The organism is Curtobacterium sp. LFS079, assembly GCF_047977865.1.
In the GTDB taxonomy this organism is placed as follows: domain Bacteria; phylum Actinomycetota; class Actinomycetes; order Actinomycetales; family Micrococcaceae; genus Arthrobacter.
Genome location: NZ_JBFPFO010000009.1, coordinates 1 through 11,142, shown reverse-complemented (window position 1 = coordinate 11,142; position 11,142 = coordinate 1). Strand labels below are relative to the sequence as shown.

Sequence of the window (11,142 nt, the reverse complement as noted above, 5' to 3'; positions counted from 1 at the left end):
TTTCATTACTTCCCGATAAAGCAGTTGACGGAGTCGTCGCCGGCCGGTGACGCGTTGCCGTCCGAGCGGACGATGATCACCTGGATACAGGTCCGGCCGCCTGGGTTTTCGGTGATTTCCATCGTCAAGGCCTTCGTGGCGTGGTAGTCGGCGTCGGCTGCGAATGCACGGCGCCATTTGTAGGTGTCGCCCTCCTGCGGCTGCGGATTTGCCCAGGTGAAGCGGACTTTTCCGGGCGCGGTGCGCCTGGCTGTCAGGTTCGCGACGTCCGGCACAACTCCGTTGTCGAGGGCGTCCGCCGGCGCTTTACTGTTCGTTTCCATCGGCTGCGCCTTCTGGGGTGCATTGGCGCCCAGCACTATTCCGACGACGACGGCGACCACCAGCACCGCGGCGCCGACGGCAGCGAGCACGAGGTTCCGTCTGCGGTGGTCCGGCGCTCCGGTTTCCGCGGCTTCGCTGTCTTCGTCCGCGGCCGCCGCCGGCCGGTTGACGGTGGCGGCAAGGTCGGCCTCGGAGTGCTGCGGAACCGGCCGTTGTCCGGCGGGCGTCCCGCCGGGGAAGGCCGGCGGCGGCGTATGAGCAGGCCCCGGCGTCCAGCCGCGCAGGACGGTGGAATCGTAGTGTTCCTCCTGCGGAGTCGCCTGCGGTTTTGCCTGCGGACTAGCCCGCGGAGTCGCCTGCGGGGCAGCCGGCACGGCGGGCGGCTGGGTCCGGGTTTGCGGGAAGGTCCGGGCCGGGAACGTCGGCGCGGAACCGGTAGGCGAGGTACCGCCGTCGGGGTCGATCGAGGCGACACTGCGGACCCGGGTTTCCTCGAAGTTGTCGTCCGGGTGGGCGTCGTCGGAGCCGGCGGGCTCGGCCAGCACTTCAAAGGGCGTCACCGACAGGTTCAGTTCGGCCTGGATCCGCTGCAGCGCAAGTGCGAAGGCATGCGCCGAGGAGTACCGGGATTGCGGGGCTTTGGCCATGGCGGTGGACAGCACCAGTTCCAGCGACTCCGGAACGTCGGCCCGGCCGAGGCGCGGCACGGGTGAGTTGGTGATCCGGGAAATCAGCTCACGCTGGGAGTTGTCCTGCCCCGGCATCACGAAGGGCGAACGGCCGGCGAGCAGGGTGTAAAGGGTGGCGCCGAGGGCCCAGACGTCCACGGGTACGCCGTCCACCGGGCCGCCGCGGAACTGCTCCGGAGGCGACCACGGGATGGACATTCCGGCGTCCTCATCGCTGTCGTCACCGATGGTGCCCGAGATGCCGAAGTCAGTCAGCGCCGGCCGGTTGTAGTCGGTCACCAGGATGTTCGCGGGCTTGATGTCGCGGTGCACGATTCCCGCGCGGTGCGCGGTCTCGACGGCGGACGCCACCTGGATGCCCACCGCCAGGACCTCGTCCACGCTGAAGCGCTGGCGTCGGTAGCGCACGTCCAGGCTGGGACGCGAGCAGTACTCCATGGCCAGGTACGAGTGGCCGTCTTCGGTGGTCTCGGCCTCGAAGATGGTGACGATGTACGGGTGTGAGGACAGCTGCGCCATGAGGTTGGCTTCGGATTCGAAGCGGCGGCGCGCATCCTCGGTCTTCAGGTCCGAGAGGAGCACCTTGACGGCGACCCTGCGGCGCGGCCGGTCCTGTTCGTAGAGGTAGACGTCTGCAAAGCCCCCGGAGCCGAGGTGGCTGATGTAGTTGTAGCCGGGAAGGGGCGGCGGTGGTGCAGGGGGCCGCTTGGAACTCACAGAATCTCCTCGAAACGCAATGAAATGTTGTCGCCCAGCTCGGCGATGTCGCCGTCCAGGACGATGGCCATCTCGTTCTGGGCAAGCCGGCGCGGCGCCTGGCCTTCCCGGACCAGGACGGTGCCGTTGGTGGCCTTGAGGTCGCAGAGCATCACGTGCCAGCCCTCAAGGCGGACCTCCACATGGGAACGTGAAATGTCCCCGCCCGGGCTCTCCACCTGGACCAGCGCCGGCATGCCGCCGCCCTGGACCCGGGACACCGACGGCTGGCGTCCGATGACCAGGGACCGGTCCAGCTCGATGACTTCACCGGTGGACAGCCGGACCTTGCCGAGGCTCGGACGCGGGACCTGGACGCCGTCGCCGGATAGGGCGCTCCCGCAGGACGGGCACTGCGCATAGGTGGGCGGGTTGGCGTGGCCTTGCGGGCAGACCCGGGCCAGGACCAGCGGACGCTTCGTTCCATCGGGCAGAAGTTCGCCGCCGGCCGGGGCGGCCGGAGCCGGCGGGGAGGTGAGGCTCGCCAGGCTGCTTTTCATGACCGTGTGGCCGTCGTGGTCACTGTCGTCGTCGCCGACGCCGGAGAAGGCGCCGGGTGCGGGCAGCTGCGGCGCAACTGGTTGCGGTGCGGGCGGTTGCGGTGCGGGCAGCTGCGGCGCAACTGGTTGCGGTGCGGGCGGTTGCGGTGCGGGCAGCTGCGGCGCAACTGGTTGCGGTGCGGGCGGTTGCGGTGCGGGCGCAGGATTGCCCGAAAGCCAAGGCACTGAGGAGATCAATCCGCTGCCTTGCGGGGCTGGTTGCGGCGGGGCTGGCGGCTGCGGGGCCGCTTGCGGCGGGGCTACCTGCGGCTCGGGCAACCTGGGCCGGGCCTCCGGCGCCTGCGGCTCCGGCCGGGCCGGCACCTGCGCGGGCTCCGCATGCTCCTCGTCGTCCTGGTCCAGCCGCACGGCGGCATCCTCGATGCTGCGGATGACGGTCCGCTCCCACAGGTGGTCGTAGCTGCTGGTCTGTTCCAGGTTCCGGACCAATTCGTCAGTGGTGGCTCCAGTGTCCACCCCGGCTTCCGCGGCGGCCGGCTCTTCGGCTGCCGGCTCTTCAGCGGCCGGGTCTTCGGCTGCCGGCTCTTCGGTGGCCGGGTCTTCAGCAGCCGGTTCTTCGGCCGCATCCGAGTCGTCACGGAGCTGTCCAGGAGCGATCGTCAGTTCCAGGTCGTCATGTGCCGCGTCATCCCGAGCTGCATCTTCCGGCTCTTCGTCGCCGGGCACGGCCCCGGACACCGTCCCGGCCTCCGGCTCAAGCGCGAGGATCGTTTCGACCGAAGCCGGACGCTCCGCCGTCGGGGGCCAGGCAATGGTGGAGGCTGCGGTAATGGGCGACGCCGGGGCTGCCATGGCATCGGCCCGAACCGTGGGTTCGTCGCCGCCGGTGAGGGTTGCCACCAGCCCGGACAGCAGCACTACTCCCTCCTGCAAAGGCAGGGGGCGTTCAGCCACGGGGTCCTGGCCGATACTTTGGGCCGCGCCGATCCGCAGGCGGTAGGAGGCAGGGAGCTCCATGCGGCGCTCCGCCCAGGTGGTCACGTCGCGGCCATGGAGGCTTTGCAGGGCACCATCCAGGGTTTCCAGTTCGAGGTCGCCGCGCAGGACGACGCGCAGCGCATCCGTGGTGTCGATGATGCCGAACGGGGGGATGCGGGTCAGGGACACCCCGAAGGCTTCGGTGACCTCGTTCAGGACCTCATGGATTTCCGGGCCGCGCCCAAGCAGGGCCCACAGGGAGTCAAGCAGCTCCGGGCCGGTGCCAGGGCCGAGCACGACGACGGTGCCGGAGCGGACCACGCCGAACCAGTCACCGGGAACGTAACTATTCCTTGCCATTGCCGCCGTCTCCGTGTCCGTCCGGCCCGCCGCTGCCGCCGGAATCCGGGGCAGGCAGTTCATGGCGCGGCAAAGTGTCCTCGTCCTCAGCATCGGCGCCCGGCCGCGGAGCGGTGGTTGCCACGCCCGCGTCGTTCATGACGTTCTTGGCGTCCACCACCACAACCGTCACGTTGTCCCTGCCACCGGACCGCAGGGCCGCTTGGATCAGGGCATCCACGGCATCCTGGGGATGGCCCACGGTGCTCAGGATCCGGAAGATGTGCTCGTCATTGAGCTCGCCCGTGAGTCCGTCGGAGCAGACCAGGATCCGGTCCCCTTCGTGGATCGGCAGGAGCCAGAAGTCGGCCTCCGTCTCGTCTCCGGTCCCCAGCGCACGGGTGACGACGTGGCGGCGCGGGTGCACGATCGCTTCTTCCGCCGTGATGCTTCCGGCGTCCACCATTTCCTGTACTTCGGAGTGGTCCACGCTGATCTGGGCAAATCCACCCTGGCTGAGCCGGTAGGTGCGCGAATCGCCGATGTTCATGACCAGCCAATAGGGCAGGCCCAGCTGTTCCACCACGACGACGCCGGACAGGGTGGTACCGGCCCGGGCGCCGGTCGCGCTGCGGATGCGGGCGTCCGCCGCCAGCAGGCACTCCTGCAGCTCCGCTGCCGTAGCGGTACGGATGCCGGAAGCCAGCTGCGGGTAACCGCCGAGCGTGCGGACGCAGAGGCCGCTGGCGATCTCGCCTGCTTCATGACCGCCCATGCCGTCGGCCACGGCGAATACGGGATCAGAGGCGATGAACGAATCCTCATTGAGTTCGCGGCGCAGGCCACGGTCCGTACCGTAGCCGTAGCTGAGACCGAATCCGGACTCATTGGCGGTGGCAGCTGCGGCTGCGGGGTGTGAATTCATGCCTGTCCTAGGTGGAAGAAACGGTCGCCGAACTGGACGGTGGAGCCGGGGCGGATGAAGACGGCCTCTCCGGGAACCAGCTTGTTTTGGATGCCGTCCGGGGTGGTGACGGCCGAGCCGTTGGTGGAGTTCCGGTCCGTGACCCAAACGCCGTCGCCCTCACGCCGAAGCTGCAGGTGGGTCTTGGAGATCGAACGCCCGGGATCGGACACCGGGAACAGCTGCTCAACCGTTTCCCCGGCCATCGGAGCGGGATTGCGTCCGATCAGCAGGGAGCTGCCCACTTCGAGGTCCTGACCGTCGTCGAGGCGGATACGCAGCACCGCCGGTGCGGCGGCTTGGACACCCGGGCGCAGCTGGGTGCGTTCGACGTCGTCGTCCGGGTGGGTCGGGGCCTGCGCGCCTGCCGGACCGGGTGCTCCTGCCGGGGCAGCCCAGGGCGGCGCGGAGACGGGCGGCTGCCATTGGTTCGGGTTGTGCTGCTGTACGGGGTTGTGCTGCTGCATCGGGGCTCCATGCGACGCTCCGGTTGCCGGAACTCCCGGCTGCGGGATCTGCAGGGGCTGCCCGGCATTTTGGGCGGGGCCCTTCGCGGCCGGCATCGCAACCGGCGATGCCACCTGCTGCACCGGTGGCAGGTCCATCGGGGCGAAGTTGTACTCACCCGGGATGCCGCCGGTCTTGACCGGGTTGCGGCCCGCGGAGACATCGAACACCAACGCCTTGGACGCTTTGTCGTGCCAGCCCCGCAGCTTGCCCTGTTTGTCCCAGGCATTGGAAACAACCACGATCACGGCCCACGCGACGGACAGCGCGAAGAGCGGACCGAGGATGAGCAGGGCGATGCCCAACCACCCGAGTGCCATCACCAGCGCAGCGGCGATGACGGTCAGGAGCAGCACCCCGCCGGTGATGAGTCCGCGCAGGAACACGACGCCGGCGCCAGGGGCATATCCGTCGGAGTCCGTGCTGCGGATGCCCATCATCCGGTTTCCGATGGTGTTGCCACTGCGGGCTTCGATGCCAAGCAGCACGAGGGTGTAGACGAGGGTCAACCCCGTGGCGATGCTGCCGAGGACTACAAACAGCCCCGTGTCGTAGACAATGAAGCCGTTGCTGCGCCGCTCCGTAATCCCGGCCGCTCCGACGCCGAATCCAATGCCCAGGAGGACTGCCGGTCCGAGCCAGTCGAGCACCGCGGCTCCCAGCCGCTTGCCCGTCGACGCCGGAACCAGTCCCACATTGTTGTCCATCTTTAACCCTCCCCCTGGTCCCTGCGGCATGCGCTGTCCCGACGGCCGCGGTCCTTCGGAACCGGGCGGCGTGGGCGCTATGGCGATCCTACCGGCATCGCTTCCGGCATGAGGGACAGCCGGGTCCAGGCCGGCCGGCTGGGCCTGGCGGATGTTGCGCTCGATCCTGGCACCACGGTTGCTGAGCGGAGAACCACATCTGGTGCAGAACGATGCGCCGGGTTTCACGACCTGCCGGCAGGCGGGGCACTGTTCCTCGTTGCCGCTCATTGCTCCTGCTGTTCCTTCCCTGCATCGCCCTGCTGCTCCGTGTTCCTGCCGAAGAGCGTGTTCCTGCGCAAGACCGCGCGGAGCCGGTGCGGCTTGAGGCTGCCATCCCGGATCGCCGTGCGCCCCTCGGCCAGCAGGGACCGCGGCGAGAACCGCGCCTGTTGGCGCTTCCAGAAGCCAACGTTGCTGGTGATGTCCTTGAGGGAGCCGTCCACGATTTCCCAGTACTTCTGCACTTCTTCTTCGCTGGGCTGCCCCGCCCCGAAGATGGCAGCGTCGGCACGGCCGGCGAGCATCGTCGTCGTCGAACCGTTCACGGGGAACGCCTCGGCGATTACCTCGGCGGACTCCCGGCGGGTTGACTTGCTGTTGATCGCGGCGCCCATGTCGGTGGCGAGGCTGACCACCTCGCTCCACCCGCCGCCGACCCGCTGTGCCGGGTGGCCGGTGCTCAACCGGCTCTTCCTGCGCCGCAGTTTCAACAGCAGGATCAGCGCCAGCGGCAGCGCGAGGATCACCAGCGGAAGCAGCGCGGTGCCGACCGCAGCCAGCAGCGCACCCCAGAACAGCCACGGGTTGTTCTTCTTCTCGTCGGCATCCAAGGCATCCGGAGTGGAGTCCGGCGGCAGGTCCGCGGGCTCCTGCGGCGGGGGCGGCGGCTGCAGCACCTGCGGCTTGGGCTTGGACTTGGTCTGCGGGTCCGGTGGAATCGGCACGTTGTCCTTGGGCGGGGTGGGATCGAAGGCAACCCAGCCCACGCGGTCGAAGGCCACCTCGACCCACGCGTGGACATCCTTGCCCTTGATCGGGACATCCGCAGCACCATTTTCGGGGCTCTTCGGGTCCGGGTAGAAACCCATCACCACACGCGAGGGGATGCCCAGATGGCGCAGCATCAGGGACATGGCCACCGCGTACTGTTCGTCGTCGCCGAGCATCTGCTTGGCTGTCAGCAGGCTGCGGATGCGGGCGGCGCTATGGCCGGGCAGGCTGGGAAGCTGGCCGTCGGCGACGAGTCCGTTGCTGAACGCCCCGGACTTCTGGAAATGGGCTTCGATCTGCCGCACGCGGTCGATCGCCGTGGGGGCGTCGGCGGACAGTTCGTTGGCCTGCGAACCGACCACCGGCGGCACCTCTTGCGGTGCCGGGAGCGTCAGCTTGGCGAAATCGTACTGGGTCAGCTGGCCGTGTTCGAGCTTGCCGGGGTCCGAGACCCGCACCGAGTAGTTGTCGCCCTGGCTGAGGCCCTTCGTGGTGACCGCGGTGTCCGTTCCGGCATTGAAATACAGCCCGGACGCCGCTTGCGAACCGTTGGCGAAGCTGATTCCCGTGGTGCGGCGGCCGCCGGGCACGAAGTAGCCCTGGTAGTCCCCCACGGTGATGTCCAGCGTGTAGTCGGTCCCCGCGGTTCCGGCGGCCTCCCCGGTCCCGGTGTTCAGCGCGCGGGCGTCACCCACTTTGTTGAAGCTGCCGGAGCCGTTCGGATCCATGTTGTAGTTCAGTCCGTTGAAGGAGTCCAGGGCGGCCAGGCGGACCCGGCCGTCCTTGGGCAGGCCCTTGACTGTGAAGAGGGTGTCGTCCTTCTTGTCCTTGACGAACTCCCGGAAGCTTGCCAGCGGTGTGATGTAGTCGCGCGGGTCGAACGGCGGAACGATGCTGTTGCGCAGCACCTTGCGGTCGTCGGTGGCCGTGACCAGCGGCGAAGCGACGGCGGTGATCCCGACGGCGGCCGCGATCACCGTTGCCGCCATCCCCAGGCGGCGCAGCCGCCCACGCCGTGCCACCTGGGCGTCAGCCCCGGGGCGGTTGGCGGACACCCGGCGGGTGTCGTTGCGCCGCAGCACGTCGCGGCGGAAGGTTGCCCAGACGATGGCACCGATGGCGACTCCCACGCCGCGTTCGACGTTGAGGAACGCCGCGCTGGTGCTGAACAGGATGCCGGTGACGAACAGTGCCATCACGGGCAGGAGGGGCCAGTAGGGGCTCTTCAGCCGCCAGGCGAACAGTCCGCCCGTCAGTGCACAGATCAATGCGCTGAGGAAAGGTACGATCAGCATTCCGCCCGCCGTGCCCACGGGAACGCCGACAGTCAGCATGTCCTTCCAGGCGAACACCACGCCCAGCAGCAGGGTCCGCAGCGAGTCGAGGCTGGGCAGCATGCCCGCGATGGCGGCATCCGGCACCGCCAGGGGCGTGCCCAGGATCATGTACGCGCCGAATGCCACCGCCACGGTGATCAGGAGTCCGAGGCGGTAGTGCGCATTGGCCGCGGCAATTGCCAGGCCGGTCACGATTCCGCCGAAGCCGGCCAGGAGATAGTGCGGATCGCCGCCGAAGCTCTGGCTGAACCCGAGCATGCCGAGGCCCAACAGCAGGACCAGGGCGCCGGCGTCGAGCGCGGAATGCCACAGGGGGCGGCCGTCAGCGAAAGCCGACTTGGCGACCACGGCCCGCTTGCCGCGCCGGGCGCGGGGAGTCTGGACGGAGCTCATGCGGCCGCCTTCCGGAGTACCAGGGCGAGATCGTCAAGATCGCCAACGGTCAGGACGGTCAGGTCTGCGATGTTGGCCCGCGCCGCTGCCGCACCTGCCTGCACACGCACGGCAAGGCTGCGCACTCCGGCGGGTACCGACGCCGCTGCGGAACGCAACTGCGCAGGAGTGACTCCGCTGCCCACGACAAAGAAGACCACGGAGGCGTTGGGCACCGTGTCCGCAAGGGTCCGGGCGAGGTCGACGGCGTTCCGTCGCATCGGTGCCCCGACAATCCGGGTCATGTCATCCAGCAGGTTCCGGCCGGTTTCGCAGCGCAGCGGTCCCTTCTGGGTCAGTACGTCGAGTTCGCGTTGTTCACGGATGGCCTGCCGGCCGATGGAGGCGGCCACGGAGATGGCGAGCTCGAACTCGGCCTCGGAGTCGTACTCGTCGGTGTTAATGGACAGCGAGATGGCCAGGTGCGCGCGCCGGGTCTCCTCGAACTGGCGGACCATCAGCTTGTTGGTGCGTGCGGTGGTCTTCCAGTGGATGTGCCGGCGGTCGTCGCCCGGCACGTAGTCGCGCAGGGCGTGGAAGGAGACGTCCGCGCTGGAAAGCTCCGTGGTGGGCATGCCTTCCAGGTCGCGGATGAACCCCGCGGCCGAGCCGGCCAGGACCGTGGTCTTCGGGTGGACATAGAGGTCCACCGGGTCCGTCCAGAGCACGCGGCGGCGCAGAAGGTGCAGCGGATCAGCCCGCACGGAACGCACCGGGCCCACAACGATCACGGAACGGCGCGCCGTCGGGATGGTGAAAAGGTCCTCGTGCACCTGGCCCGGTTTCATCCTGGGCAGGTGGAAAACCGCGGTGTTGCTGCCCACCGGGAGTTCGAGGTCGGCCGGCAGCAGCGGCCTGGTGGAGGTGTTGGACACCGCGATGCTGCCGACGGCGTCGTCGCCTACCGCCACCCGCGTCCGGGACATGTCGAGTACCACCCCGTAGGCGGAGCGGCCGAGAATGAAAGCCACCGCGAAGAGGAACAACAGGAAGGCCACGAGTGCTGCCGACTTTGCCTCCTGCCAGCCCCAGGCCTGGCCGGTGATCCACAGCAGGACGGCAGCGGCCAGGACTACCCAGCCGAGGATGCTGACCACGGACAGCGGCGGCCAGGCGTAGGCGAGCCAGAGGCTGCGCAGCGTCTTCCCGAGCGGGGTGAGCCACTCAGCCAGGGCCTGCGACGCTTCACGCCAGACGGCGGCCGGGTGCAGTTTTGGCGGGATCTTGCCGGGGATCGCGGCCGCCGCTTTCCCGGCCCCTCCCCCGAGGGCGCCGAGACGCTCCCCGAGCGGGCCCAGGGAGCGTTTGACGGTTGCAGCAGCCCGTTTCAGGGGTGTGCCGGTAGACATTATGGAGACCTTTGTTCGTGGAACAGGAAGCGCGTCAGACGTTGGCGCGCTGCTGCGGGGCAGCGACGTCGTTCAGCACGCGGCCAAGCACGGCATCGGCCGTGGCGCCGGAGAACTCGGCTTCAGGGTCCATGACGAAACGGTGGGTCCAGACAACCCCGGCCAGTTCCTTGATGTCGTCCGGCAGGACGAAGTTGCGTCCCTGCCCGGCCGCCCACACTTTGGCTGCGCGGACCATGGCCAGGGCGCCACGGACCGAGACGCCCAGACGGGTCTCGGGGGCGTTGCGGGTCTCCTCGCACAGGCGCGAAATGTACTCCAGCACGGCAGTATCGATGTGCGTGGTGGCCGCGAGGTCGGCCATGTCGGCCACGGCCTGGGTGGTGATGATCGGGCTGAGGTCGCGCGAACGGTCCTTCAGGTTGCTTCCGCCCAGCAGCTGCACCGTGGATGCGTGGTCCGGGTAGCCGATGGAGGTCTTGATGAGGAAGCGGTCCAGCTGGGCCTCGGGCAGGCGGTAGGTGCCGGCCTGTTCGATCGGGTTCTGGGTGGCGAGCACCATGAACGGGCGGCCCGCCTCGTAGGTGGTGCCGTCCACGGTCACCCGGGATTCCTCCATGACTTCGAGGAGCGCGGACTGGGTCTTCGGCGAAGCCCGGTTGATTTCGTCAGCAAGCACGATGTTGCTGAAGATCGGGCCCTTGTGGAACTCGAACTTCTGGGTCTTCTGGTCGTAGATGGTCACGCCGGTGACATCCGAAGGCAGCAGGTCCGGAGTGAACTGGATGCGGTTGTGCGAGCCCTGGACCGTGGCCGCAAGGGCCCGGGCAAGGGAGGTCTTGCCCGTGCCCGGAGCGTCCTCGAAGAGGACGTGGCCCTCGGCGAGCATGGCCGTGAACGTCAGGCGGATGACATGGGACTTGCCCAGCACGGCCTGGCCGACATTGCCGACCAGCTTCTCGAAGGTGTCCGCAAACCAGGCCGCCTGTTCGCTTGTCATTGTCATGTCATGGGTCCTTCGTTAGGTGGGGTCCGGGCGGCTGTCGTGGAAGCCGCGGCGGGGTTCTTCAATGCGGTGTACAAGGTGAGGCGCGTGGGGGCGGGCCCCCCGTGCCGCCCCACCAGGGTCACCGAAGAAGGGGGGGGTGCCCCGGCCAAAATAACACGGGTGTCGCCGCACCCCCCGCCCCCCCCGGTCGTTACACCCGGCGCGGGGTCCCCGGCGGGG

At 68.6% G+C, this 11,142-nt stretch carries 7 protein-coding genes; all 7 read right to left on the bottom strand.

From position 1 onward, the window contains the following. Window positions 1-5: 5 nt before the first annotated feature. Window positions 6-1,730, bottom strand: coding sequence for a serine/threonine-protein kinase (locus ACNQPB_RS14570; protein WP_498752859.1), 1,725 nt, complete (start codon window positions 1,728-1,730; stop codon window positions 6-8). After that, window positions 1,727-3,607: a double zinc ribbon and FHA domain-containing protein gene (locus ACNQPB_RS14565; protein WP_498752857.1), complete on the bottom strand. Its 1,881-nt coding sequence runs from the start codon at window positions 3,605-3,607 to the stop codon at window positions 1,727-1,729. The genes ACNQPB_RS14570 and ACNQPB_RS14565 overlap by 4 nt, the downstream gene beginning before the upstream one ends. Further along, window positions 3,594-4,511, bottom strand: coding sequence for a PP2C family protein-serine/threonine phosphatase (locus ACNQPB_RS14560; RefSeq protein ID WP_498752856.1), 918 nt, complete (start codon window positions 4,509-4,511; stop codon window positions 3,594-3,596). Before ACNQPB_RS14560 ends, ACNQPB_RS14565 begins: the two co-directional genes overlap by 14 nt. Next, on the bottom strand, window positions 4,508-5,764 hold the full coding sequence (locus ACNQPB_RS14555; protein WP_498752855.1) for an RDD family protein: 1,257 nt from the start codon (window positions 5,762-5,764) through the stop codon (window positions 4,508-4,510). Before ACNQPB_RS14555 ends, ACNQPB_RS14560 begins: the two co-directional genes overlap by 4 nt. 266 nt (window positions 5,765-6,030) lie before the next feature. Next, the gene (locus tag ACNQPB_RS14550) at window positions 6,031-8,526 is read right to left on the bottom strand and encodes a transglutaminase TgpA family protein (RefSeq protein ID WP_498752853.1); all 2,496 of its coding nucleotides are present in this window, start codon (window positions 8,524-8,526) and stop codon (window positions 6,031-6,033) included. Continuing rightward, window positions 8,523-9,914 (bottom strand): DUF58 domain-containing protein, encoded by a 1,392-nt coding sequence (locus ACNQPB_RS14545; RefSeq protein WP_498752851.1) that lies wholly within the window; start codon window positions 9,912-9,914, stop codon window positions 8,523-8,525. The genes ACNQPB_RS14550 and ACNQPB_RS14545 overlap by 4 nt, the downstream gene beginning before the upstream one ends. 34 nt (window positions 9,915-9,948) lie before the next feature. After that, window positions 9,949-10,920, bottom strand: a complete 972-nt coding sequence (locus tag ACNQPB_RS14540) for an AAA family ATPase (protein WP_498752850.1) — start codon at window positions 10,918-10,920, stop codon at window positions 9,949-9,951. Window positions 10,921-11,142 lie beyond the last annotated feature (222 nt).

Excerpts from the sequence above, each read along its gene's own strand:
- ACNQPB_RS14550 (WP_498752853.1), bottom strand. The coding sequence starts at position 8,526 with ATGAGCTCCGTCCAGACTCCCCGCGCCCGGCGCGGCAAGCGGGCCGTG.
- ACNQPB_RS14565 (WP_498752857.1), bottom strand. The coding sequence starts at position 3,607 with ATGGCAAGGAATAGTTACGTTCCCGGTGACTGGTTCGGCGTGGTCCGC.
- ACNQPB_RS14555 (WP_498752855.1), bottom strand. The coding sequence starts at position 5,764 with ATGGACAACAATGTGGGACTGGTTCCGGCGTCGACGGGCAAGCGGCTG.
- ACNQPB_RS14540 (WP_498752850.1), bottom strand. The coding sequence starts at position 10,920 with ATGACAATGACAAGCGAACAGGCGGCCTGGTTTGCGGACACCTTCGAG.
- ACNQPB_RS14545 (WP_498752851.1), bottom strand. The coding sequence starts at position 9,914 with ATGTCTACCGGCACACCCCTGAAACGGGCTGCTGCAACCGTCAAACGC.
- ACNQPB_RS14560 (WP_498752856.1), bottom strand. The coding sequence starts at position 4,511 with ATGAATTCACACCCCGCAGCCGCAGCTGCCACCGCCAATGAGTCCGGA.